Origin of the sequence: Flagellimonas abyssi, from assembly GCF_019457905.1 — a bacterium.
GTDB lineage: Bacteria > Bacteroidota > Bacteroidia > Flavobacteriales > Flavobacteriaceae > Flagellimonas > Flagellimonas abyssi.
The window spans coordinates 22,807-46,281 of sequence record NZ_JAHZSV010000031.1 but is presented as its reverse complement, the minus strand read 5'-3'; the positions used below and the strand labels follow the sequence as shown (position 1 = coordinate 46,281).

The window sequence follows — 23,475 nt, the reverse complement described above, 5'->3', positions numbered from 1 at the left end:
ATGATGACCGGTGGATTACGATATCAATTTGCAAGGCTTAGTATAGCCGAAAAGCTCATTGCCATCAATGTGCTTATATTTTTATTGGACGGACTATCGGGCGCCTTGTTGGGCCATTCGTTTTCACGTTGGTTTCATTTACCAAAAGATTTTTTTGAATTTTTGACCCAACCTTGGTCCTTGGTGACCTATTCCTTTTTCCATGCAGGTTTTGGACATATTTTTTGGAACATGATCGTGCTTTATTTTGCAGGTCGGATTTTCCTTAACCTATTTGATTCACAGCGGTTTATCAATGTGTATTTTTTGGGATTGATGTTGGGCGGCTTGGTGTTTCTACTAAGTTATAATGTATTTCCGACCCTCGTCAACTCCAATACCGCATTGATAGGCGCATCTGCAGGAGTAAATGCAGTGCTTATTTTTGTCTGTGCCTATATTCCAAATCAAGAGGTGCGTGTAATTTTCTTCAATATAAAATTATGGTATATCGGCCTTGCTTTGGTAATAAAGGATTTGGTCTTGATCGGTATGGGGGATAACATTGGTGGTGGTATGGCCCATTTGGGGGGAGCCTTTTTAGGATATATGTACGCTCGGCAATTGTTCAAGGGAAATGATATAGGTTCCGGTTTCACTAAATTTAGAGAAGCAATCGTAAACATATTTAAGCCAAAGGAGAAAAAGGCACCCTTAAAGACGGTTTACAGGAAAAAGGCAGCCGCTAACAACAAAGAAGATTACAACAAACAGGCCAAGCAAAAAAGGATTGATTCGATTTTGGATAAAATCAGTAAATCTGGCTATGAAAGCTTGTCCAAAGAGGAAAAGGACTTTTTGTTTAAGGCAGGTAAGGAAAACTAAACAGTGAAAAAATCTACCTCAATATGGGATAGGGTGGTGTTTGCAATTAATATTTTGATTGCATTTCTATTGCTGTTTACTGGATTCATCTCTTATGTGCCATTACGGTTTTTCTCTGCCATCTCGGTACTGAGTTTGGTAGTACCTTTTTTATTTGCACTTAACGTACTGTTTCTATTGTACTGGGCGGCAAAAAAGAAACGAAAGTTTTTGCTTTCGTTCACGGCTATCGTTCTCGGTTATCTTATGTTCGGACCTTTTTATGGTTTTGGAGGCAATAATGATCCTCAAGAAGGAGTGTCATCGGATATAAAAATCATGTCCTTCAATGCATGGGGATTTAATAAGAATGGTTGGATGAAACAACCAGGGGTGGGGGATAGTATAGTGAAATTTGTGAAAGATCAGGACCCGACCATTCTCTGCGTCCAAGAACATAGTAGGGATCGTTACAGGCAGCTAAATCAATATAAATATAGGAGTGAAACACCTAACGCCGTACCAAGGACAACTCAGGCCATATTTTCTAAACACCCTATTGTTGGGGAAGGTTCGTTGGATTTACCGGGTACTATCAATAATATTATTTATGCTGATATTACCGTTGGAAAGGATACTCTGCGGGTTTACAATGTACATCTGCAATCTTTTAAGATTATACCAAGTACGGATAACTTTTCTGATGGAGAAAAATCGGAAAGAACTTATAAGATATTGGTCGATACCTTTTCAAAACAATTGGAGCAAGCTGAAATTCTCAGAAGTCATTTAGAGGAGAGTCCTTATGCAAATATTGTTTGCGGAGATTTTAATAATACTCAATTTTCCAATGTTTATAAAATTGCAAAAGGTGGTTTACAAGATACTTTTTTAGAAGAGGGAAGTGGTTTTGGGCGTACATACGATTTGTGGAAGCTACCACTTCGAATAGATTACATTTTGACAGATAAAGATTTTGAAGTGATTTCCCATCAGAATTTCGATAAACGCCTTTCCGATCATTATCCGGTAATGGCGACTGTACGTTTAAATTCACATCAATAAACAATCCACGGAATCTGCTATAATGTGTATGACCAAAGCTAAACCGATTAGTCGGGTAGGTTTAAAGAACAGCAACAAAATATAGAGTATAATGGCCCAATAGGTATGAAAGATATGAAACCCCAAACTGCAACGGTTGGGATCATACAAAGGAATTGCCCAGAGGTGATCTATATCTATTAGGATTCCGGCCAGAAGTATCAAAATAACCCTAAAACTATCTCCTTTGAAGAACCAAAGTCCAATTAAAACGGGAACCAAAAAATGTATACCGTAGTGGATGAGATGCCTAGTCATTTGTAAAACCTAAAGATAGATTTTTTAAGTAGCTTAGTGTATTGGTGCCCTCATTGAACAAGAGGTCCAAGATGCTCAAATTGGGTATAAAACCATGACGCTCCTCAAAAACCTGTGTATAAGGTTCTATGTTCCAATCTTTTTCTTTTTTGGCCTCTACCAAAAATCGGGCATCAAAATAGGTGGTTGGTTCAATCTGGTACGTTTCGGTCTTAGCTGTTGGAATTTTTATTCCAATACAATCAGCAATGGCTTCAATGGTTTTTAGGTTCAGATTATAGAGCGAGTCTTCGTTTCCTTCGTAGATAGGTCGAATATCGTCTTCATAAAATTCGAAGAAGGGCGAGGTTCTGTATGCCGTTTCCAAAGTGCGCCAATGCTCTTTTTTCCAATTGTAACTATTTTCGGTGTTTACATCAATATACTTTTGACGTCCCTCAGTGCCACCAACGTGTTTTATAGGGATATTGAGCATATGTTTGCCCTTGTCCGTAGAAATATAACAACGGTTCCGGTAGGTCTGTTTCTGAAAATTATCGTGCGCCTCCCAAATTACCTCATGCTGAACTATAGTAGCAAAGGTTGCAATGCTGGGAAAATAGGAAGGATGGATAAGAATTTTCAAAGAACAGATGAGTTTAAATTACCTATACATTCTTTTTCTTTCGCTTGCGGAAGAAATCAAAAATAAACCAAGCAGCCAATAGGGCTATGAAATACCAGAAGTAGGATACTGGTTCCCCGCTACCACCAACGGTTGTGAAAACTCGGTCCCAACGAACCCTCCAATTGGCGATTCCCTGTCTAAAGTTGTCAAAGCTCATCCAAAGGAAAACTGGTTTTCCCACAATATGATCGGCAGGTACATACCCCCAAGTCCTACTATCTTCGGAGTGGTCGCGGTTATCTCCCATCATCCAATAATAGTCCTGTTTAAATGTGTAAGAATTGGCTTCGTTGCCGTTGATGAGGACTTTCCCACCTGTTACTTTCACGTCATTGTGTTCGTAGTCCCGGATAATTTTTTTGTAAAAGGGGATGGTCCTGGAATTGATGTCTACCGTAGCTCCAGCCTTAGGAATATAAATAGGTCCAAAATTGTCGTTGTTCCAAGGGTACAGGTTAGGTTTTTGTGGAAATATATTACCACCGTACATCCCTTTGGGGTCAATTGTTTTCACCACGGAATCAATGGCAGGATTTTGTTCCAATGCGGCAACCATTTCGTCGGTAAGGTTGGCCGATCTCGAACGTGGTTTTTCTTCGGATAATGAGAGTCTTAATTGGCGGATTACATCAGTGGGTATTCCACCTTCCCTGGTATAGAGCTCAATTTTCCCATCTTCTGTAGGGCGTCCACCTGAAATAAATGGAGCTAAGGCATTATATTGGGCTTCGCTGATATTGCTGGCAATGTACTTTCTAACATAATCCGAAGCGTCAACATCTTCTAAATACTTGCTCGACACTCCATTGTTGGAATAGATGTCATATATATACATGGGCTTGGCGCGGTCGGATAGCTTGAGCTGTTCGCCGTTGATATACACAAAACCATCGATAACTGCCAGGGAATCCCCGGGGGTTCCCACGCAGCGTTTTACGTAGTTGGATTTTTTATCGATAGGCTTTATGACCGCTTTTTGTGCCTTAAAAAATTGATAGAGCGTATCCGAAGGTAGACTGAAAACGACAATGTCATTTTTTTCAACTTTCTCAAACCCGGGCAAACGCATATAGGGCAACTGCAATTTGTTGATCCATGAGGTTTTATGGGTCTCCGGATTTACATCGGCCAAGTAAGACCTTGTTTTTAGCACAGGTAGCGTATCATGGACCATAGGGGCGGCCAAAGTTGTCATGGGGACCCTAGCGCCATAATGAAATTTGCTCACAAACAAAAAGTCACCAACACGTAGCGTGCGTTCCAGTGACCCCGTTGGGATTACATAAGGCTGTATAAAATACGTGTGTACAAAAGTCGCGGCAACAATGGCAAATACAATGGAACTTACCCATTCTCCCAAACCTGTGGTCGGTTTTAGGCTGCGGTCTTCGATATATTTTACGTCCTCTGCGTAGTTGATGTAATAGATATAAAAACCAAGGGTAAGGATGACCAACCATGTATCTACAAGCGATTTTTTTCCAAAACTGCGGATGGTTTCCACCCAAACTACGGGGAACATCAATAAATTGATGATGGGAATAAACAATAAAAGTACCCACCAAGCAGGTCTATTTATGATTTTCATCAAAACAATCCCGTTATAGACAGGGATGGCGGCTTCCCATGATTTTCTGCCGGCCTTAACGTAGAGTTTCCAAGTTCCCAAGAAATGGATGACCTGAATGATCAGAATAAAAATGATCCATTGTATACCGTCCATATAAATAAGTTTCTTTGTTAGACTCTGGGTCTATGTTCCTGTTACGTTTTTTAGCTTAGGTTTAACACGTCTTTCATAGAGAAAACACCTGTTTTTCCCTGTATCCACTCCGAAGCTATTACGGCTCCAAGAGCAAACCCTTCCCTGTTGTGCGCTTCGTGTTTTATCTCGATAGTGTCCACGGGACTCTCATAAGTAATACTGTGCGTACCGGGCACCATGCCTTCCCTTATGGATTTTATCGAAACTGTTTTATCGCTCGATCCATCCAATTTCCAGTTTTCGTATGTGGTGTTTTCAATAATTCCTTCGGCCAAAGTAATGGCAGTTCCGCTTGGGGCATCCAACTTTTGTGTGTGATGTATCTCCTCCATGCCAACCTTGTACTGATCCAATCCGGCCATCATCTTGGCTAGTTGTTTGTTCAGCTCAAAAAAGATATTTACTCCCAAACTAAAGTTGGAGGCATATATAAATGCACTCTTGTTGTCTTCACAAATTTTGATGGCTTCAGAATACTTGTCCAACCATCCCGTAGTGCCACTGATTACGGGAACCTTGTTCTTAAAACAATTGGTGATATTGTCAAAAGCGGCTTCTGGAGTACTAAAGTCAATGGCAACATCCATTGAAGAATAATCCACATCCTGCGAAGGGTCGTCAATCTTTGCTACTATGGAATGGCCTCTATCCTGAGCAATCTGCTCGATCATCTTTCCCATTTTGCCATATCCAAACAGACCAATCTTCATACATTAAAATTTTATCACCATCGCCATACCGTAGTTTGGCTTGTTGGTAAACGGATTTATATCTAAATAAGGGTTAAAGTCAATGGCAAGGTCGTCGCTTACATTATACTGTTTTAAGTGTGAGTCCACGTTGGCGTCAATAATGTTCAGGGCATAAAGGGCAATAGTGATCACCAAGGCCAAATCCCTATCCCGTTGGGTGTTTTCTTGAGCTTCTTGCAGTGCTTCGGATGTTAGGTCCGGACCATTGCCATCTCCGTTCAAATCCCAGAACTCATCATCCTCAAAACCTGCAAGTCGCCGTTTAAAAGCATTCCTTGCTCTCCGATATTCGGTGTTGTTGAAGGAATAGACATAAATTCCTGTTCCTATGGCGCCCCAAACTATGGGTGCTTTCCAATAGCGTTTGTTATAGATTTGCCCAAGACCCGGAAGAACAGCTGAATAAAACGCAGCTTTACTGGGAGCAAGGGGATTGATGCTCTTTTGCTTTGTTACTTCCTCAAAAGTAACACCTTCTCCTTCCATGGTTTGGGTAATAGAGTCTACCTCTTTGGTTTGCTGAGGCTGTTCCTTTTCTTTGTTTTCCTCTTCTTCTTGGGAAAAACCTGAATGAAACAACAAAAAGGCAAAGAGCAATAAAAGGAGGTTTTTATTCACCAGTCAACAATTTTTTGATACGTTTAAAATCTTCCTCTGAATGGAAGGGTATCACAATTTTTCCTTTTCCGTTTTTTGAAGTGGTAATGTCCACTTTGGTCGCTAGTCGCTCTTTGATGGAGTCTAAACTGCTGGAAACAAATTCAGGAACATCCAAAGTGCTCTTTTTCTTTTCGGAACCTGAACTTTTGGGTTCTTTATGGTCTTTCACCAATTGTTCGGTGGCCCTTACGGATAGGCCATCGGAAACCACCTTTTCATAAATGGCGATTTGGTCTTTTTTCTTGTCAATGTTGATAAGTGCCCTACCATGACCCATACTGATGAATCCATCCCGCATTCCGGTTTGGATAATCGGGTCCAATTTCAACAAACGAAGGTAATTGGTGATGGTGGAACGTTTTTTTCCCACACGATCACTCAATTTTTCTTGGGTGATTTCAATTTCGTCTATAAGTCTTTGGTAAGAGAGTGCAATTTCAATGGGGTCAAGATCTTGCCTTTGGATATTTTCCACCAGGGCCATTTCCAAGGATTCTTGGTCGTTGGCAATGCGGATATAGGCAGGAATGGTTTCCAATCCCACCAATTTTGATGCACGGAACCTCCGTTCACCTGAGACCAACTGAAATTTGTTGAAGTCCAGTTTCCTTACCGTAATGGGCTGTATGATGCCCAGTTCGCGAATGGAACTGGCCAGTTCTTCAAGGGTTTCGTCGTTAAAATTGGAACGTGGCTGAAATGGGTTTACTTCAATGGAATCGATATCCAATTCTACAACATTACCTATAACCTTGTCCGCATTTTTGTCCGAAACTGACTTAATATCATTTTCGGGATCATTTAAAAGAGCGGACAGGCCTCTTCCCAACGCCTGTTTTTTTGTTGCTTTCGCCATCTAAACTTTCTCCTTGTTTTTCTTCAAAATTTCGTTGGCTAAGTTAAGATAATTGGAGGCACCTTTGCTGCTTGCATCATATTTTATAATGCTCTCGCCATAACTTGGTGCTTCGCTCAGCCTAACGTTTCTCTGGATGATGGTATCAAAGACCATATCCGCGAAGTGTTTTTTCACTTCTTCAACAACTTGGTTGGAAAGTCGTAACCTGGAATCGTACATGGTCAACAACATTCCTTCGATGTCCAAATCGTTATTATGTATTTTTTGTACACTTTTTACCGTGTTCAATAATTTGCCAAGGCCTTCCAAAGCAAAATACTCACATTGTATCGGGATCATAACGGAGTCTGCCGCGGTTAGGGCGTTCAATGTCAGTAATCCCAATGATGGAGCGCAATCTATCAATACAAAATCGTATTTGTCCCCAAGATTTTTTAAAGCTTCTTTGAGCATGTACTCCCTATTGTCCTTGTCCACCAATTCAATCTCGATGGCGACCAGGTCAATATGGGCCGGTACCAAATCTACGTTCGGGGAATCGGTGGAGACGGTGACCTGCTCAACGCTCATGGTGTGTTCCAAAAGCTGATAGGTTCCGTTTTCCACGGAATCAACATCAATTCCCAAACCGGATGTTGCATTGGCCTGGGGGTCGGCATCAATCAATAACACCTTTTTTTCCAATACACCTAAGGAGGCTGCAAGGTTTACCGTGGTGGTAGTTTTTCCTACTCCGCCCTTTTGGTTTGCTATAGCAATAATCTTGCCCATTTCATAGTAAGTTAGGTGCTAAAAATACGATTATTTAAGATGCGATAAAATGTAATTTGTTAACAGGGGGTGAATAAACCTGCTATTTAGCGTTAAATAAAGTTAAACTAATATTTATTAGACCGTTATAGGATTCAATCTAAAAGAATGTTGAGGATTTGAGTTGCGGCATCGGCTATTTTAGTGCCAGGACCGAATACGGCCACGGCCCCATTGTCCAACAAATGCTTGTAATCTTGTTTTGGTATCACACCTCCTACAATGACCATAATGTCTTCGCGACCGTATTTTTTGAGTTCTTGGACTACCTCTGGAACCAAGGTTTTGTGGCCTCCCGCTAACGAAGATATCCCCAACACATGCACATCGTTTTCAATCGCTTGCTTGGCTACTTCGGCAGGGGTCTGGAACAAGGGTCCAATATCCACATCAAAACCAAGGTCTGCATATCCTGTGGCTACCACTTTGGCACCACGGTCGTGTCCATCCTGACCCATTTTGGCGACCATAATACGAGGTCTACGCCCTTCTTGCTCGGCAAACTTGTCTGCCAATTTGCGGGCGTTTTCAAAACTTTCGTCGTTTTTAATTTCTTTGGAATACACGCCGGTAAAGGATTGAATTTTTGCGCTGTAGCGTCCAAATGCACTTTCCATGGCACCACTGATCTCCTCCAAGGTAGCCCGCTCTTTGGCCGCTTCTACGGCTAAAGCTAATAAATTTTCACGGTCGGAATTGTTTTCATTGGCTTTTTTGGCTGCCATGCGGATAGCTTCGAGTGCTTTTTCCACTTTTTTGGAATCCCTACTACTTCGGATTTGGTCAAGCCTTGCCATTTGTTGTTTTCGAACCTTGGCATTGTCCACTTCTAAAATTTGAAGGTCATCCTCATTTTCCAATCGGTATTTGTTCACCCCGACGATAACATCTTGTCCACTATCAATTCGGGCCTGTTTCTTTGCTGCGGCCTCTTCAATCCGCATTTTTGGGATGCCTTTTTCAATGGCTTTCGTCATCCCGCCCAATTTTTCCACTTCTTGGATTAATTCCCAAGCTTTTTCGGCAATTTCTCGGGTCAATTGCTCTACTTTTCGGCTTCCGGCCCAAGGGTCTACCGTTTTGGTGATATGGGTTTCTTGTTGCAAATAGATTTGCGTGTTCCGTGCTATTCGCGCTGAAAAATCGGTGGGCAATGCAATGGCTTCGTCCAAAGCGTTGGTGTGAAGGCTTTGCGTGCCACCAAATGCCGCTGCCATCGCCTCAATGGTTGTTCTGGCCACATTGTTGAAGGGGTCCTGCTCCGTTAAGCTCCATCCGCTGGTTTGACTGTGGGTACGGAGCATGGAGGATTTTGGGTTCGTAGGATTGAATTGATCCACCAATTTTGCCCAGAGCATTCTTCCTGCGCGCATTTTCGCGATTTCTGCGAAATGATTCATTCCAATACCCCAGAAAAAGGATAGGCGTGGAGCAAATTCATCAATTTTAAGACCTGCTTTTATTCCGGTTCGGATGTATTCAACACCATCGGCCAAAGTATAGGCCAGTTCCATGGATGCAGGAGCTCCGGCTTCGTGCATGTGGTAGCCAGAAATACTGATGCTGTTGAACCGGGGCATATGTTTACTGGTAAATTCAAAAATATCCGCAACGAGTTGCATGGAGGGAGTAGGTGGGTAGATATAGGTGTTCCGTACCATGAATTCCTTCAAAATATCGTTTTGAATGGTTCCCGAAAGTTGCTCCATGGAAACACCTTGCTCCAGACCTGCAACGATGTAAAAGGCCATTATGGGAATCACAGCGCCATTCATGGTCATGGAAACCGACATTTTGTCCAGAGGAATGCCGTTGAACAAAATTTTCATATCCTCAATGGAATCTATGGCGACTCCGGCTTTTCCTACGTCGCCGACCACGCGGTCGTTGTCTGAGTCGTAGCCTCTATGCGTGGGGAGGTCAAAGGCAACAGAAAGTCCTTTTTGGCCCGCCTCCAAGTTTCTTCGGTAAAATGCATTGCTCTCTTCTGCAGTGGAAAATCCCGCATATTGACGGATGGTCCAAGGTCTACGTACATACATGGTGGAGTAGGGACCACGTAAAAATGGCGAGATGCCCGCAGCGAAGTTTTCGTGGCCGTAGTTTTGGGGTCCGGCAGGTTTCGACCCGACAGCCAACTCCAGATGTTGAAGGTCTTTTCTACTCATCGTTCAATCTTTTTTGTTCAGATGCCTCGGCCAACCTTTTTTCAATGATCGGCTCAATGATTGTTTTCCGCGCTTTGGTTTTTACAAAGGGGTAGAGTTCCAAGTTGTCCTTCATCCGATTTTCGGGATTCTGATATTTGTTGGTCCCCAGGGAAACTATTTTGCCTTCATCAAAAAGCTGCTGCTCTTTTTCGGCACTTTCTTTTATTTTTTGCTGAACCATTCCCTTTTTCAAACTGTCCAGAAAACCACCTGCTTTTTCAATCTGCTTAAAAAGAACCAAGGCTTTTTCAGCCAATTGATTGGTGAGCGATTCAATATAATAGGACCCTTCCGCCATTTGTGACGCCCCGGTGAAATAGGCTTCTTCTTTTAACAACAATAATTGGTTGCGTGCAATGCGCTCGCCAAATTCGTTGTCTTTATGGAACAAGGCATCGTAGGCCATATTGCAAACGGTGTCCGCTCCTCCCAAAACTGCCGACATGCATTCAGAAGTGGTGCGCAGCATGTTCACATTATAGTCGTACAAAGTTTTGTTTCGCTTTGATGGTACGGCCAAAATGTTGCATTCGCTTTTGTTGATTCCGTATTCGGCTGCCAAGCTGTTCCAAAGCCATCGCAAGGCCTTTATTTTGGCTATTTCGAAGAAATAATTGCTGCCCACCGCCACTTTAAAAGTAACGGGGAAAGACTTCTCGACTGCGCTCGAAGTGACAGCATGGTTTAAATATTCATTGGCGTGTGCCAGACCGTAGGCCAACTGCTGGACCATGTTCGCACCCGAATTTTGATAAAGTGACAGGTCAACCCCAACAATTGATATGTCCGAAGTGCCCAGCGACGCCAATTCGGTCAATAGGTCATGGTCTTTTTCCAAATTGTGGAACCAATTGCCATCTTTGGCCAAATGACCGATGATGTCGATATTTAAATGGGCCTTTGCTTTTTTGTTTTTGAGTAGGTTGACCAACTTTTTGAGCGGTTCCAAGGCCAAAAACTCAAAATTGAAGTAACTTTCAATTCCTTCTAGATTGATGCCTGCGAACAACGCTTCAAAATCAATTTCTTCAGTGGGAACTTTAAAGATTAAACTTTCCGTCCCCTTGTTTAGGACTTCTTTTGCCTTGGTATTTGCTTTTGCTGCATCTCCCGCATAAATGGATTGGGCTACTGACCACTTATGGTCTTTTGGCAATGAAAAGGTGGGGATTCGCTCCAGGTCTTCTTGATGATAAAAAGGCTTTACGTTGATTCCCTCCAAAGATTCCCACACCAAGGCTTCGTTATAATCCGCACCTTTAAGGTCCACCTGGATTTGTTGCTTCCATTGTTTGGTGGATACTTCTGGGAATTCACTAAATAGGCCAGTGTCACTCATCTTGCTTGTTCTTTAGACTGTCTTCATATTCAATAAGGAATATTTCTTCGTTGTCCTTTTTCATATAGTATTTCTCGCGGGCAAGCTTCTCAAGTTCTTTTTCATCGGACATCTTTTTCAAGATCTCTTTGTCCTTGGCAATCTCGCCCTTAAGAAACTCCTTCTCTTTTTCCAACTTATCGATTTCATTTTCAAGCTCCAAATGAATCATGAGGGAATTGGTGTCGAAAAAAGCCATCCATATCACAAAAATGCTCAACACCAGTATATAGGTGTTGGTCATAATCTTGAACCATTTCTTTTTTCGCAACTCCTTTAGCCCCATGTTACGCAAGTTTGTTGTTGATGATGGTCCTTACGATATCTACCGCAACTGTATTGTAATGATTGTTTGGGATAATGATGTCCGCAAACTCTTTCGACGGTTCTATAAATTGAAGGTGCATCGGCTTTACTGCCGTTTGGTATCGGGTAAGCACTTTTTTTAGGTCATGTCCCCGTTCTTGGGTGTCCCGCTGCAGTCTTCGTATCAAGCGTTCGTCCGAATCGGCGTGGACGAATATTTTTATATCGAACAAATCTCTCAATTTGGGATTGCTCAACACCAAAATGCCTTCCACGATCATTACTTTTCTAGGGCTTGTGGAAACGGTTTCCTTCATGCGTGTTTCTTCCACAAAGGAATAAATTGGGGTTTCCACGGTCTTTCCTTCCCTCAGCTGATGAATATGCTCGATCAATAGATCAAAATCGATGGAATTGGGGTGATCAAAATTGATCTTCGCCCTTTCTTCCCTGCTCATATGGGAAAGATCGTTATAGTAGGAATCCTGCGAAATCACACCAACCTCGTCTTTGGGCAATTGCTCTACAATTTGGTTGACCACCGTTGTTTTTCCGCATCCTGTGCCACCGGCAATCCCTAGAATCAACATAGTTCAAAATTTGTCATCAAAAATAAACAAATGATTGTATCTACTGCTTCTCTATGATACAACATAATTACTGATCATTTGCAAAAAAATGAATGATCTATGTCATAAATCTTACCAGTTTAAGGAGTTAGCTTTGTGTAATTTCAATCCATTAACCTTATATTTATCAAGCTAACCAATGGAAAATTTCTATATGAATGATTCTTATACGGTCAAGGTTGGCGATGACTTTGACTTTAAACTTTCCAAGGACACTATTTCTTCGTTGGATTTGATCAAAACTGGTGAGAATGCGTACCATTTGCTTCAAAATGGTACTTCCTACCACCTGAAAATTCTGCACTCTGACTTTAATAGGGGCAGATATACCCTTAGTGTGAACGGGACTGAATTTGAGACCTCGATACAAACGCCTTTGGATGAGCTTATCCAAAAAATGGGATTTGCCGTCAATGCGGGAAAAAACATAGACTCCATTTCGGCCCCTATGCCAGGTCTGATTCTGGATATTTTGGTGGAAGAAGGCCAAGAGGTGAACGAAGAAGACCAATTATTGATTTTGGAAGCCATGAAAATGGAAAACATCATCACCTCTCCCAGAAGCGGAGTGATCAAAACAGTAAGTGTATCAAAAGGTGAGGCTGTGGACAAGAAGCAATTGTTGATTGAATTTCAATAAAAACATCATGAAAAAAATATTGATCGCCAATAGGGGCGAAATTGCGGTCAGGGTGATGAAGACCGTCAAAAAAATGGGCATTCAAACCGTTGCCGTATTCTCGGAGGCCGACAGGAATGCTCCCCATGTTTTGCTGGCGGATGAAGCCGTTTGCATCGGAGAGGCGCAGTCCAATAAATCATATCTGAGAGGTGATAAAATCATTGAAGTAGCTAAATCATTGCAGGTTGATGGCATTCATCCGGGCTATGGATTCTTGAGCGAGAATGCTGATTTTGCCGAAGCTGTTGAAAATAGTGGGATTACCTTTATAGGCCCAAAATCCAAGGCCATCAAGATTATGGGCAGCAAGTTAGCTGCCAAGGAAACTGTGAAGGAATACGACATTCCAATGGTTCCCGGTATTGATGAGGCCATAACCGATGTGGACAAGGCCAAAGAGATTGCAAGCGAGGTAGGGTATCCTATTTTGATCAAGGCTTCTGCCGGTGGAGGCGGAAAGGGAATGCGCATAGTTGAGAAAGAAGAAGATTTGGAATCCGGTATGAAACGGGCCATAAGTGAGGCTACATCAGCCTTTGGCGATGGTTCTGTTTTTGTGGAAAAATACGTAAAGTCACCACGACATATTGAAGTGCAGGTGATGGCCGATACGCACGGCAATGTGCTGCACTTTTTTGAACGAGAGTGTAGTGTTCAGCGACGCCACCAAAAAGTAGTGGAAGAAGCACCATCGTCCATTTTAAGCCCCGAATTGCGAAAAAAAATGGGCGAGGCCGCCTGTAAAGTGGCCAAATCCTGTGATTATGTTGGAGCTGGTACGGTTGAATTTTTGATGGATGCCGACCACAATTTCTACTTTTTGGAGATGAATACCCGTTTACAGGTGGAGCACCCTGTGACCGAATTGATTACTGGGGTTGACTTGGTAGAGCTACAGATAAAAGTGGCAAGGGGAGAAGCACTCCCCATGAAACAGGAAGACTTGACTATTAATGGGCATGCTGTGGAACTTCGGGTATATGCTGAAGATCCATTGAACGACTTTTTGCCGAGCGTGGGCAATCTGGAGAGCTATCAATTGCCAACGGGTGAAGGAGTTCGGGTAGACAATGGATTTCGGGAAGGAATGGATATTCCAATCTATTATGATCCCATGCTGTCCAAGTTGATTACTTATGGAAAAACGCGTGAAGAGGCCATTGAACTCATGCTAGAGGCCATTCAGAATTACAAGATAAAGGGAGTACAGACCACTTTACCATTCGGAAGTTTTGTATTTGCCCACGAAGCATTCCGGTCAGGAAACTTTGACACACATTTTGTAAAAACATATTATTCCCCGGAAAAAATCAAGGAGCAAACAGCGGCCGAAGCTGAAGTTGTGGCCATGATAGCTCTCTACCAATATCTGGAGGACAAAAAAATAGTAAGATTACCATCAAATTGAATCCTATGGACCCCAAGATAAAAGCACTGCAGGAAAAAATTGCCGAAGCCCATTTGGGCGGAGGTGTAAAACGAATCGAAAAGCAGCATCAGAAAAAAAAGCTGACCGCCCGTGAAAGGGTACTGTACTTTTTGGATGATGGTTCTTTTGAGGAAATGGGCATTTTGGTGACCCATCGTACCACCGATTTTGGTATGGACAAAGAAATGTACTATGGTGATGGGGTAGTAACCGGTTATGGAACCGTAAACGGTAGATTGGTGTATGTATATGCACAGGATTTTACAGTGTTCGGAGGCGCCCTTTCAGAAACCCATGCGGAAAAGATATGTAAAGTGATGGACTTGGCGATGAAGGTGGGTGCCCCAATAATTGGACTTAATGATTCCGGTGGAGCACGTATACAAGAAGGGGTGAAATCGCTTGGAGGCTATGCCGATATTTTCTATCGCAATGTACAGGCATCTGGTGTAATTCCCCAGATTTCTGCCATAATGGGCCCTTGTGCGGGGGGTGCTGTGTATTCGCCCGCTATGACCGATTTTATAGTAATGGTCGAAGAGACCAGCTATATGTTCGTAACGGGTCCCAATGTTGTAAAAACAGTGACCAACGAAAATGTGACCGCCGAGGAATTGGGAGGGGCAAGTACACATGCTGTTAAGTCTGGGGTCGCGCACAAAACATCCGCGAACGATGCAACTTGTTTGAACGATATCCGAAAGTTGTTGGACTATCTGCCCCAGAACAATAAAGAAGTTACACCCAAGATTCCATACGAGTTAGGCGATGAAATTAGGGACGAACTGTCCGGTATTGTTCCGGACAACGCTAACAAACCATACGATATGCATGATGTGATTTCGGGCATTATAGATAGCGATTCGTTTTATGAGATTCATAAGGATTATGCGGAGAACATCATCACTGGATTTGCCCGTTTGGGAGGGAGGAGCATTGGAATCATCGCCAATCAACCTATGTTTTTGGCCGGGGTGTTGGATGTGAACAGTTCCACAAAGGCGGCCCGATTCACCCGTTTTTGTGACTCCTTCAATATCCCCTTGCTGGTATTGGTGGATGTTCCCGGATTTCTGCCCGGAACGGACCAAGAATGGAGCGGAATTATTATGCACGGGGCAAAACTGCTCTATGCCTTGAGCGAAGCTACTGTGCCTAGGATTACAGTAATTACCCGTAAAGCCTACGGTGGCGCCTACGATGTAATGAACTCCAAGCACATTGGTGCCGATTTCAATTTTGCATGGCCGAGTGCCGAGATTGCAGTAATGGGAGCCAAGGGTGCCAGCGAAATCATTTTTAGACGTGAAATTGCCGCAGCCGATGACCCTGAAGCCAAATTAAAGGAGAAGGAAACTGAGTATGCCGATAAATTTGCCAATCCATACCGTGCCGCCAAACGTGGTTTTATAGATGAGGTGATCATGCCAAAGGATACAAGACGTAAATTATTGAAGACGTTTGCCATGCTGGAGAACAAAGAGGTTCAGACCCCTTGGAAGAAGCATGGGAATATTCCGTTGTAAGGTTGATGGTTAAAGGGTAAACGGTCAATGAATTGTCACTCTGCCTACAACATTACAGTTTTTCCCGTTTTAACCGATTCATCCGCTGCGAGTACAATCTTTAAGCTGTTGACTGCGTCGTTTAAGTGATTGGTCAGGTCACGGTCGTTACGAATGGCATCCAACAGATATTCTTGTTCCAACAAGCAAAGTCCATCGTGGTCAGGTTCATCGGCCGTGTCAATGATCTCATCTTTTTTGGAGAAGTGTCCTTTTGCATCAAGTTTGCTGAGGTGCAACTTTAAGCTTCCTGTTTTGGAATGCCCATCGACATCGTCCGAGGCACCTTTGTCTTGGTCGCTTATGGATACACATCCTTTTGGACCGATTACATCTTTGATAAAAAAAGCGGTTTCGCTCATCATGGGCCCCCAACCGGCCTCATACCAACCTACAGAGCCATCTTCAAAACGAACCTGTAATTGACCGTAGTTGTACATGTCGGAAGCGATTTCGTCAGATAAATTTGCCCCGATAGCCGAAACACTGATGGGTTTGGAACGAGTCATCGAACACATCACATCCACATAATGGACGCCACAATCCACAATAGGCGACATGGAATTCATCAATTGTTTATGGGTGTGCCAATGATCTCCGGAGCTTTGCTGGTTAAGGTTCATACGCATCACCAAAGGTTTGCCCAGTTCTTGGGCCATTTCCGTGAATTTGGCCCAAGTAGGGTGAACTCTCAGTATATAGCCCACCACCATTTTGAGTTGTAGTTTTTGAGCTAGATCTACCAATGTTTGGGCTTCCTCTACCGTTAAGGCCAATGGTTTTTCAACAAAAACATGGACTCCTGCTTCCAAGGCCATTTTTACATAATCGTAGTGTGTGTCCGGGTAAGTGTTGATGGAGACTACATCTGGTTTCGAGGTTGCAAGTGCTTCAGCATAATCTGAAAACACAGGGGTGCCACCCAATTCGTGGGAAAGCCGTTCCCTGCTTTTTGACCCTCTACTGACCAATCCAACGATTTCAAACCCATCTAATTTGTGGTATGCACGAGCATGCGACGTACCCATATTCCCGCATCCGACCACCAATACTTTTAAACTTGCCATGACGATAAAAATTTGATTTAAATATAAGGTACTCCAAGCGATTTACCTGCTCCGATCAAGTTTAGATAAAGACAAATGCTCCTTTGTCCCGCAACAATTTTCAACTACAACGTTGGATATGTTTCTTTATCATTAAACCTTTCTTAAATGCTTTACCGATCCATTGGGTATGACTAATTTTGCCTGATGGAAAAGTTAAATCAAAAACCCAACTTTGAATTTGTGGCCATGATGGCCGCATTGATGTCGATTGTAGCCTTGGCAATTGATGCGATACTGCCCGCAATTTCCAACATAGGCGATGCAATCAACAGTACAGATTCTACAGACCATCAGTTATTGGTGACCATGATTTTCTTGGGATTGGGCGTTGGGCAGCTTTTCTTTGGACCCATTTCCGATAGTTTTGGGAGAAAACCAGTAGTTTACATGGGTTTTTCCATCTTTTTGGTGGCCAGTGTTATATGTTTGATGGCGCCCTCATTGGAGGTTATGGTGGTGGGAAGGATTTTACAGGGAATTGGACTGTCCGCGCCAAGAACCATTTCAATTTCCATTATCCGAGATACTTATGAAGGTGATTACATGGCCAAGATCATGTCTTTTGTAACTGCGTTTTTTATTTTGGTGCCCGTGGTGGCTCCTGCAATCGGAAAATTGATTTTGGACGCAACTGGATGGCAGGGCATTTTTTATGTGCAGATGTTCTTTGTATTAGTTGTTGCTTTCTGGTTCTGGAAACGCCAGCAGGAAACGCTGCATCCTGAATATAAGATTCCATTTACCCGGCATGTATTTATTGATGGTGTAAAAGAATTTGTAAAATATAGGGAGACCGTAGCCTTTACCTTGATTTCTGGATTGGTCACTGGTGCATTTTTGGTGTATTTAAGCTCAGCACAGCACATTTTTGAAGATCAATATGCGCTTAAGGAAGTGTTTCCATACATCTTTGCAGGTTTGGCCGTATCTATTGGATTATCAACCTTTATGAATGGTACTTTGGTGATGCGCTTTGGAATGAGAAGGTTGTCGTTGATGGCCACAATCGTATTCTGTATGGTGGCCTTGACCTATTCTTTTTTGTTTTTGAATTCACCAAATCCAAGTATATATGTGTTGGTCGGATTTTTGTCAGTACAATTTTTCTGCCTTGGATTTATGTGGGGTAATTTCCGTTCCATTGCCATGGAGCCCATTGGCCATATTGCTGGAATTGGAGCTGCCATAAATGGGTTTGTATCAACCGTACTTTCTATTCCTATCGCTACGTTTATCGGTGATTTTGTAAAGGATAGTGTATGGCCCCTTTTTGCAGGTTTGGCCATCTGCGGTATGGTTGCTCTGGCACTGTTTCTTTTGACCCATTTGCCCAAACGCAAACGTATAGCCGCATCCTAAATTAGTTGCTCGGAAAAAATACTTCCCCGCTACAGGAATCTGAAGTCGCGCCGGTAACTGATTTGAGTACATTGGTTTCCCCTTCCAACCGAAGTACGCCCATTAAGGCAAAAACCAACGCTTCTTTGTATGCAATAAGCGTTTTGGTGGGTACCACGACCTCAATACTGCTCCCGAGTTTATTTTGAAGCGTATCCATAAAGAATTGGTTTAGCGCCCCACCACCGGTCGCTAGAAGTTTACTTTTGGATTTTCCATTGTTCTTGTGCTTCAGTGCTGCAAAAGCAATCTGTTCACAATTATGATGAATGAACGTGTGCAGTAAGTCTTCATTTGAAAGCTTGGACCCCTCAATTAAGGGCGTTATTTCAGAAGAAAACCATTCGTATCCAGTGGATTTTGGATAGGGGAGAGCATAATAAGTTAGATTGTTCAATTTTTGAAGCAGAGCATGGTTCAATTTCCCAGATCTTGCAATCTTTCCATTTTCATCATAGGCCAATCCCATTTTATGGGTGATGTAATTAAGGGGCATGTTCGCTAAACCGATATCGTAGGCAATCCGTTCACCATTTTTATCGAAAGAAATATTGCTTATACCTCCTAGGTTTAGGCAAAAATCATATTCATGAAAGAGTAATTTATCACCAATGGGAACCAGTGGGGCCCCTTGGCCTTTTAGGGACACATCCTTAGATCTAAAATCACAGACTACTTGTTTTCCAGAAGTGTTTGCCAAAAGTTGCCCATCACCCAATTGAAAGGTAACGCCGTCGTCTGGCCGGTGGTGGGAGGTATGCCCGTGACTGGCAATAAAATCTACCTCTTCATCCAATTCGGTTATAAATGCTTTGGTTTGTTGCCCTAACCAAATACCGTAATCTTTATGTAATTGATTATGGTCTTTTTTAGAAAGATGAATCGCATTTTTGAGGTATTCCCGCATCTCATCGGAATAATCGATTTCCGCAGTTTTTTTAATGGAAAAGCTCCATTTTCCATCTTCCTCCCAAATATGGCAATAGGCAATGTCCAATCCGTCCAAAGAGGTTCCCGACATCAGTCCCATAACTTTATATATCCTCATATCTTATTGATTTTTATAATCAGGGAAATCGGTTTATCATCATCGTTCAAGATTTCCTTGATATTGAATTCAATATGTTCAATTTGATTGAGTTCTTGGACCCAATCTTCCATGGTCCGGGCGTACCACGAGTGTCCGTCCGTAAAATTGCCCGGCAGCCCATTCCAAGAATCTGACACCCATTGCCCCTTGTAGGCCAAGCCATTTTGAATAAGAAAAAAGGGATGTAGTGTCTGGATTAAAACAGTTCCCTCTGTGGTCAGTTGATTTAGGGTTTTTGTGATCAATGGGATAACATCCTCTTTTCCATAAAGACAGAAATTGAAGATGGCAGCATCAAAAGGTGGATTGGGCATCTTTTCCCCTTTGATGATATCTTCAAAAGTGAACACCTCAAAGGTCTGGTTGCTTTGTTCTCGAGCGGCTATAATTAAATCTTCAGTAGCATCCAATCCAGTTGCCGTCCATCCCAAACTTTTCATTTCACGAGTTAGCCAACCTTCGCCACAACCTATGTCCACAATGGTATTCCCCCGTACCTCTTTAATAGCCTCCAGAATGGCCGGATTCGTAAACTTTCTGGATGGAATGGCATTGTTTTGAATGGTTTTTATCCATTCTTGTGCATTCTTGTTCCACGACGCCTTTATCTCATTGCTCATGGTCGGAAGGTTTTTAATTGAATGGGAAGTTGGCCCCGAGCTTCAATATTCCCAGAAAAGTGTTCAAATGCGACTTCTTGAAATTCTGGAAAGTCTTGATAGATCACTACCACATTGGATGATGGTTTCAATTGTAAAATATCCAGCACGTAAGGATTGCCGAACAAATAGATCATGGTGTTTTTTTCTGCCAATAATCTATGAATTTCAGCTAATGTTTTTTCATTAAAGCCAAACTGGTCTTTAGGCTTTACGGCTGGAGGAAATATACTGAGAAGGACCCATTCTTTTTTTGATAGAAGTGCTTCATCCAAATTCATGGTTTTTGAACCAAAAATGGATGAAATTTGCTCGGAAAATCGATTTTTTTTATCAAAACTGACCGAAACATTCAAAAAATCGTTGTTTTTCAACTCATTGAACAGAGCTGAATTGCCAAACAATTCCGTGATACTGTTGATGGCGATTTCTTGGTTCAAATTGGAGCTTTTTTCCTGTTCAGTAGGATGGATTTCCGAATGATTTTCTTTATTGAAAACCGTATTCTTCAACTCCCAGACCCTATCAAAACTTTCTTGGATTCGATGCTCGCTAGCCTGCGTGAGGATTTCATCGATACCCTCTTTCACATTTTCGCTAAAACAGAGCACATCCATGCCCGCTGCAAAAGCGGCGTATTCCAGTTTTCCTTTTTCAGGGTATCTTTTGGAAACGGCATGCATATTCAAAGCATCGGAAATAATGACCCCGTCGAACCTCAATTGTTTTCTCAGCAAACCTGAAATAATTTTGGACGATGTGGTAGATGGATTATCGGAATCCAGTTGCGGCAGGAGCAAATGGCCAACCATCACGGAGTCTACACCGGATGCTATCAATTTTTTAAAAGGATACAGCTCATTCTCCATAAGCTCATCCATGGATTTGTCTATAGCGGGCAGTCCCAAATGGGAATCTGTGGCCGTGTCGCCATGTCCGGGAAAGTGTTTTATGGAGTTCAAGGTTCCGCTATGGGTCATTCCTTTGATGAATGCATCAGCTTTTCCAAGAACTTTTTCTTTGTCGTCCCCAAAAGAACGGTAGCCGATTACAGGATTTTCTGGATTATTGTTGATGTCCACAACCGGGGCGAGATTCCATTGTACGCCTGCTGCTCTACAATCCTGGCCGATAGCTTCACCGACCTTAAAAACAAGCTCATGGTTATCTTGTAAGGCTCCTAACGTAATGGCATACGGATATTGTTGTGTGTTTTCAATACGCATGGCAAGGCCCCATTCGGCATCAATGGCAATCAATAAGGGAACGCTTGCCGCATTTTGATAACGATCGATAAGTTCCAATAACCGGTCGTAGCTTTTTTCGTTGTGAACAATCTTTTTCTTCCCTTCAAAATTGGTGGCCGCACTGGCCCTACTGTGGAAAAAGCAAATGGAACCTACATACTGTTCCTTGATAAGTTTTTCCATTTGTTGTACCTCTTCTTCGGTATCGTTTATGAAAACAGCGGGCATAAACAATTGACCAACTTTTTGTTTTAAGGTCAATGGTTCAGCGGGAAGTGTATAAGTTTTCGATATGTTAGTCATTGGATTCAGCCGTTTTTTTACCATAATCGGCAGGATATTTTAAATAGCGTAACACAAAAAATGCGGGCAGGGCGGCAATGACCACCCAGATAAAAAAGCCATCGTACCCTAGCCATTCTTGAATATAACCGCTCAGCATACCGGGCAACATCATGCCCAGAGCCATAAAACCGGTGGCAATGGCATAATGTGAAGTTTTGGAAGCACCTTCTGCCACATAAATCAAATACATCATAAATGCGGCAAAGCCGAATCCATATCCAAATTGTTCTAGAACAACAGTGCCTACCACTGCATACAGACTTGTGGTCTGTGTTATGGCAAGAAGTGCATAAAGGGCATTGGGTAAATTAAGTGACAATAACATAGGAAGCATCCATTTTTTAAGACCGTCACGGGAAATTAAAATTCCTCCTAGGATTCCTCCTAGTGATAGCATGATGATACCGACTGTTCCATAAATAGTTCCGACGGCTTCGGTGGAGTAGGCCAATCCGCCCACTTCTAAATCATCCAGTAAAAAAGGTGATGCCATTTTTACTAATTGTGACTCACCCAATCTGTACGTCAAAACAAATAAAAGGGCCGCTCCGATTTGATGTTTTTTAAAAAATGTAGCGAATACTTCAAAAAAACCCGCTGGTTTTTCAGTGGGTTCGGTTGTGGTTTCTTCAAATTTTGGTGCCGTAAAAAAGTTGGAAACGGTCAATATGATCATTAAAACGGCAGCACTTATCATAGTAACGGACCATGCTTTGGTATTATCACCATACTTATTCTCCAAAAAACCTGCGAAAATCACTAAAAGCCCTTGTCCGGTAACCATGGCCAACCGATAAAATGTACTTCTGAGTCCAATAAAAAAGGATTGCTTTTTCTGAGTAAGTCCAATCATGTAATACCCATCGGAAGCAATATCATTGGTGGCGGAGGCGAAAGCAGCCATCCAAAAGAACGCTAACGTTATTATAAAAAATGAATTGGAGGGAAGAAACAGTCCAATTCCTAAAAATGCCATTGAAATTACCAATTGCATGGCCAAAAACCATTTGCGCTTGGTGCCGTTCAAATCAACAATCGGGCTCCAAAGAGGTTTTATCACCCATGGGAGGTATAACCAACTGGTGTACAATCCTATTTCGGCATTGCCAATTCCCAACCGTTTGTACATAATCACGGAAACTGTGACCACTAGAATGTATGGTATTCCTTGTGTGAAATATAGAAATGGAATCCACAGCCAAGCATTTTTGTCTTTCGGAGCTACATTCATTTGGGTTGTTTTAAAAGGTTTTGATAAATGCTTTTTTCCGATTTATCGATGATTTTTGCATCTACTGTTTGTTCGTAGTAGGAAACGGGTCCAACACCTCCGATAATGGCATAGGTATATCCCATTTCTTTTAGTGCCATCAATGATTTTACCAAAAGGACTTTACCTATATTTTTTCCTCTTTCCTTGTTGAGAACCCCCGTGGGGCCAAAAAAGTTTTTTGCGGTACTTTCAAAACAGGCAAAACCAAGAATCTCATGTTCTCGCTGGGCGATATAGCAGTTTACGGGGAGTGATGAAAATGCAGCTTCAGCCTCATCTGCCCAATTTTTGCTGAAATGCTTACCGACCCAGTCCACCACAATACTCCTTTCTGGTGTAATAGGTCTTTTAAAGACAATGCCTTCCATCTCGAAAAGATTTTTTTCCTCTTCTGAAATATCCGGTAGGTCCAAAAGTCGCACAAGCATATCCTGCAT

General features: G+C 42.4%; 23 protein-coding genes. 6 read left to right on the top strand and 17 right to left on the bottom strand.

Annotation, left to right across the window (positions count from 1 at the left end; translation table 11 throughout):
- Both K1F36_RS16455 and K1F36_RS16450 read left to right on the top strand, forming a co-directional pair.
- Window positions 1–864: a rhomboid family intramembrane serine protease gene (locus tag K1F36_RS16455; RefSeq protein ID WP_220114811.1), complete on the top strand. Its 864-nt coding sequence runs from the start codon at window positions 1–3 to the stop codon at window positions 862–864.
- Between the two features lie 3 nt (window positions 865–867).
- On the top strand, window positions 868–1,908 hold the full coding sequence (locus K1F36_RS16450; protein WP_220114810.1) for an endonuclease/exonuclease/phosphatase family protein: 1,041 nt from the start codon (window positions 868–870) through the stop codon (window positions 1,906–1,908).
- Here the strand turns inward: K1F36_RS16450 and K1F36_RS16445 are convergent.
- The 11 genes from K1F36_RS16445 to udk all read right to left on the bottom strand — a co-directional run bounded on the left by K1F36_RS16445 (window position 1,897) and on the right by udk (window position 12,202).
- The gene (locus K1F36_RS16445; RefSeq protein ID WP_220114809.1) at window positions 1,897–2,205 is read right to left on the bottom strand and encodes a DUF6122 family protein; all 309 of its coding nucleotides are present in this window, start codon (window positions 2,203–2,205) and stop codon (window positions 1,897–1,899) included. The genes K1F36_RS16450 and K1F36_RS16445 overlap by 12 nt on opposite strands.
- A complete protein-coding gene (locus tag K1F36_RS16440; protein ID WP_220114808.1) occupies window positions 2,198–2,830 on the bottom strand; it encodes a WbqC family protein in 633 nt (210 codons plus the stop codon). The genes K1F36_RS16445 and K1F36_RS16440 overlap by 8 nt, the downstream gene beginning before the upstream one ends.
- 22 nt (window positions 2,831–2,852) lie before the next feature.
- Window positions 2,853–4,595 carry a signal peptidase I gene (gene lepB, locus K1F36_RS16435; RefSeq protein WP_220114807.1) on the bottom strand — a complete coding sequence of 581 codons (1,743 nt, stop codon included), beginning with the start codon at window positions 4,593–4,595 and terminating at the stop codon, window positions 2,853–2,855.
- A 50-nt stretch (window positions 4,596–4,645) separates the two neighbouring features.
- Window positions 4,646–5,347, bottom strand: a complete 702-nt coding sequence (gene dapB / locus K1F36_RS16430; RefSeq protein WP_220114806.1) for a 4-hydroxy-tetrahydrodipicolinate reductase — start codon at window positions 5,345–5,347, stop codon at window positions 4,646–4,648.
- Window positions 5,348–5,350: 3 nt separating this feature from the next.
- Window positions 5,351–6,007 (bottom strand): DUF5683 domain-containing protein, encoded by a 657-nt coding sequence (locus K1F36_RS16425; protein ID WP_313790084.1) that lies wholly within the window; start codon window positions 6,005–6,007, stop codon window positions 5,351–5,353.
- Window positions 6,000–6,905 (bottom strand): ParB/RepB/Spo0J family partition protein, encoded by a 906-nt coding sequence (locus K1F36_RS16420; protein WP_220114805.1) that lies wholly within the window; start codon window positions 6,903–6,905, stop codon window positions 6,000–6,002. Before K1F36_RS16420 ends, K1F36_RS16425 begins: the two co-directional genes overlap by 8 nt.
- Window positions 6,906–7,679 (bottom strand): ParA family protein, encoded by a 774-nt coding sequence (locus K1F36_RS16415; RefSeq protein WP_220114804.1) that lies wholly within the window; start codon window positions 7,677–7,679, stop codon window positions 6,906–6,908.
- A gap of 134 nt (window positions 7,680–7,813) precedes the next feature.
- Window positions 7,814–9,886, bottom strand: coding sequence for a methylmalonyl-CoA mutase (gene scpA / locus K1F36_RS16410; RefSeq protein WP_220114803.1), 2,073 nt, complete (start codon window positions 9,884–9,886; stop codon window positions 7,814–7,816).
- Window positions 9,879–11,267 carry a methylmalonyl-CoA mutase subunit beta gene (locus tag K1F36_RS16405; RefSeq protein ID WP_220114802.1) on the bottom strand — a complete coding sequence of 463 codons (1,389 nt, stop codon included), beginning with the start codon at window positions 11,265–11,267 and terminating at the stop codon, window positions 9,879–9,881. Before K1F36_RS16405 ends, scpA begins: the two co-directional genes overlap by 8 nt.
- A complete protein-coding gene (locus K1F36_RS16400) occupies window positions 11,260–11,592 on the bottom strand; it encodes an FtsB family cell division protein (RefSeq protein ID WP_220114801.1) in 333 nt (110 codons plus the stop codon). The genes K1F36_RS16405 and K1F36_RS16400 overlap by 8 nt, the downstream gene beginning before the upstream one ends.
- Before the next feature lies 1 nt (window position 11,593).
- Complete coding sequence (udk, locus tag K1F36_RS16395) at window positions 11,594–12,202, bottom strand: uridine kinase (RefSeq protein ID WP_220114800.1); 609 nt, start codon at window positions 12,200–12,202, stop codon at window positions 11,594–11,596.
- A gap of 178 nt (window positions 12,203–12,380) precedes the next feature.
- On the opposite strand from udk, the gene K1F36_RS16390 reads away from it, so the two are divergent.
- The 3 genes from K1F36_RS16390 to K1F36_RS16380 are packed head-to-tail and all read left to right on the top strand — an operon-like array spanning window position 12,381 to window position 15,878.
- Window positions 12,381–12,881, top strand: coding sequence for an acyl-CoA carboxylase biotin carboxyl carrier protein subunit (locus K1F36_RS16390; RefSeq protein ID WP_258539121.1), 501 nt, complete (start codon window positions 12,381–12,383; stop codon window positions 12,879–12,881).
- 7 nt (window positions 12,882–12,888) lie between these two features.
- Window positions 12,889–14,331 (top strand): acetyl-CoA carboxylase biotin carboxylase subunit, encoded by a 1,443-nt coding sequence (gene accC / locus K1F36_RS16385; RefSeq protein WP_220114799.1) that lies wholly within the window; start codon window positions 12,889–12,891, stop codon window positions 14,329–14,331.
- Between the two features lie 5 nt (window positions 14,332–14,336).
- The gene (locus tag K1F36_RS16380) at window positions 14,337–15,878 is read left to right on the top strand and encodes an acyl-CoA carboxylase subunit beta (RefSeq protein ID WP_220114798.1); all 1,542 of its coding nucleotides are present in this window, start codon (window positions 14,337–14,339) and stop codon (window positions 15,876–15,878) included.
- Window positions 15,879–15,922: 44 nt separating this feature from the next.
- On the opposite strand, the gene K1F36_RS16375 is transcribed toward K1F36_RS16380, so the two are convergent.
- Complete coding sequence (locus tag K1F36_RS16375) at window positions 15,923–16,984, bottom strand: Gfo/Idh/MocA family protein (RefSeq protein WP_220114797.1); 1,062 nt, start codon at window positions 16,982–16,984, stop codon at window positions 15,923–15,925.
- 186 nt (window positions 16,985–17,170) lie between these two features.
- Between K1F36_RS16375 and K1F36_RS16370 the strand changes: the two genes are divergently transcribed.
- Complete coding sequence (locus tag K1F36_RS16370) at window positions 17,171–18,385, top strand: multidrug effflux MFS transporter (RefSeq protein WP_220114796.1); 1,215 nt, start codon at window positions 17,171–17,173, stop codon at window positions 18,383–18,385.
- 1 nt (window position 18,386) lies between these two features.
- Here K1F36_RS16370 and K1F36_RS16365 read toward each other — a convergent pair whose 3' ends face one another.
- The 5 genes from K1F36_RS16365 to K1F36_RS16345 are packed head-to-tail and all read right to left on the bottom strand — an operon-like array spanning window position 18,387 to window position 23,475.
- A complete protein-coding gene (locus K1F36_RS16365) occupies window positions 18,387–19,472 on the bottom strand; it encodes an anhydro-N-acetylmuramic acid kinase (protein ID WP_220114795.1) in 1,086 nt (361 codons plus the stop codon).
- The gene (locus K1F36_RS16360) at window positions 19,469–20,134 is read right to left on the bottom strand and encodes a class I SAM-dependent methyltransferase (RefSeq protein ID WP_220114794.1); all 666 of its coding nucleotides are present in this window, start codon (window positions 20,132–20,134) and stop codon (window positions 19,469–19,471) included. Before K1F36_RS16360 ends, K1F36_RS16365 begins: the two co-directional genes overlap by 4 nt.
- Window positions 20,131–21,723, bottom strand: coding sequence for a glycoside hydrolase family 3 protein (locus K1F36_RS16355; RefSeq protein WP_220114793.1), 1,593 nt, complete (start codon window positions 21,721–21,723; stop codon window positions 20,131–20,133). The genes K1F36_RS16360 and K1F36_RS16355 overlap by 4 nt, the downstream gene beginning before the upstream one ends.
- Window positions 21,716–22,996, bottom strand: a complete 1,281-nt coding sequence (locus K1F36_RS16350; RefSeq protein ID WP_220114792.1) for an MFS transporter — start codon at window positions 22,994–22,996, stop codon at window positions 21,716–21,718. The genes K1F36_RS16355 and K1F36_RS16350 overlap by 8 nt, the downstream gene beginning before the upstream one ends.
- Complete coding sequence (locus tag K1F36_RS16345) at window positions 22,993–23,475, bottom strand: hypothetical protein (RefSeq protein ID WP_220114791.1); 483 nt, start codon at window positions 23,473–23,475, stop codon at window positions 22,993–22,995. Before K1F36_RS16345 ends, K1F36_RS16350 begins: the two co-directional genes overlap by 4 nt.

Coding starts and splice junctions, on each gene's coding strand:
- K1F36_RS16455 (WP_220114811.1), top strand. CDS start 1: ATGATGACCGGTGGATTACGATATCAATTTGCAAGGCTTAGTATAGCC.
- K1F36_RS16445 (WP_220114809.1), bottom strand. CDS start 2,205: ATGACTAGGCATCTCATCCACTACGGTATACATTTTTTGGTTCCCGTT.
- lepB (WP_220114807.1), bottom strand. CDS start 4,595: ATGGACGGTATACAATGGATCATTTTTATTCTGATCATTCAGGTCATC.
- dapB (WP_220114806.1), bottom strand. CDS start 5,347: ATGAAGATTGGTCTGTTTGGATATGGCAAAATGGGAAAGATGATCGAG.
- K1F36_RS16420 (WP_220114805.1), bottom strand. CDS start 6,905: ATGGCGAAAGCAACAAAAAAACAGGCGTTGGGAAGAGGCCTGTCCGCT.
- K1F36_RS16415 (WP_220114804.1), bottom strand. CDS start 7,679: ATGGGCAAGATTATTGCTATAGCAAACCAAAAGGGCGGAGTAGGAAAA.
- scpA (WP_220114803.1), bottom strand. CDS start 9,886: ATGAGTAGAAAAGACCTTCAACATCTGGAGTTGGCTGTCGGGTCGAAA.
- K1F36_RS16405 (WP_220114802.1), bottom strand. CDS start 11,267: ATGAGTGACACTGGCCTATTTAGTGAATTCCCAGAAGTATCCACCAAA.
- K1F36_RS16400 (WP_220114801.1), bottom strand. CDS start 11,592: ATGGGGCTAAAGGAGTTGCGAAAAAAGAAATGGTTCAAGATTATGACC.
- udk (WP_220114800.1), bottom strand. CDS start 12,202: ATGTTGATTCTAGGGATTGCCGGTGGCACAGGATGCGGAAAAACAACG.
- K1F36_RS16390 (WP_258539121.1), top strand. CDS start 12,381: ATGGAAAATTTCTATATGAATGATTCTTATACGGTCAAGGTTGGCGAT.
- accC (WP_220114799.1), top strand. CDS start 12,889: ATGAAAAAAATATTGATCGCCAATAGGGGCGAAATTGCGGTCAGGGTG.
- K1F36_RS16380 (WP_220114798.1), top strand. CDS start 14,337: ATGGACCCCAAGATAAAAGCACTGCAGGAAAAAATTGCCGAAGCCCAT.
- K1F36_RS16375 (WP_220114797.1), bottom strand. CDS start 16,984: ATGGCAAGTTTAAAAGTATTGGTGGTCGGATGCGGGAATATGGGTACG.
- K1F36_RS16370 (WP_220114796.1), top strand. CDS start 17,171: ATGGAAAAGTTAAATCAAAAACCCAACTTTGAATTTGTGGCCATGATG.
- K1F36_RS16365 (WP_220114795.1), bottom strand. CDS start 19,472: ATGAGGATATATAAAGTTATGGGACTGATGTCGGGAACCTCTTTGGAC.
- K1F36_RS16360 (WP_220114794.1), bottom strand. CDS start 20,134: ATGAGCAATGAGATAAAGGCGTCGTGGAACAAGAATGCACAAGAATGG.
- K1F36_RS16355 (WP_220114793.1), bottom strand. CDS start 21,723: ATGACTAACATATCGAAAACTTATACACTTCCCGCTGAACCATTGACC.
- K1F36_RS16350 (WP_220114792.1), bottom strand. CDS start 22,996: ATGAATGTAGCTCCGAAAGACAAAAATGCTTGGCTGTGGATTCCATTT.
- K1F36_RS16345 (WP_220114791.1), bottom strand. CDS start 23,475: ATGCAGGATATGCTTGTGCGACTTTTGGACCTACCGGATATTTCAGAA.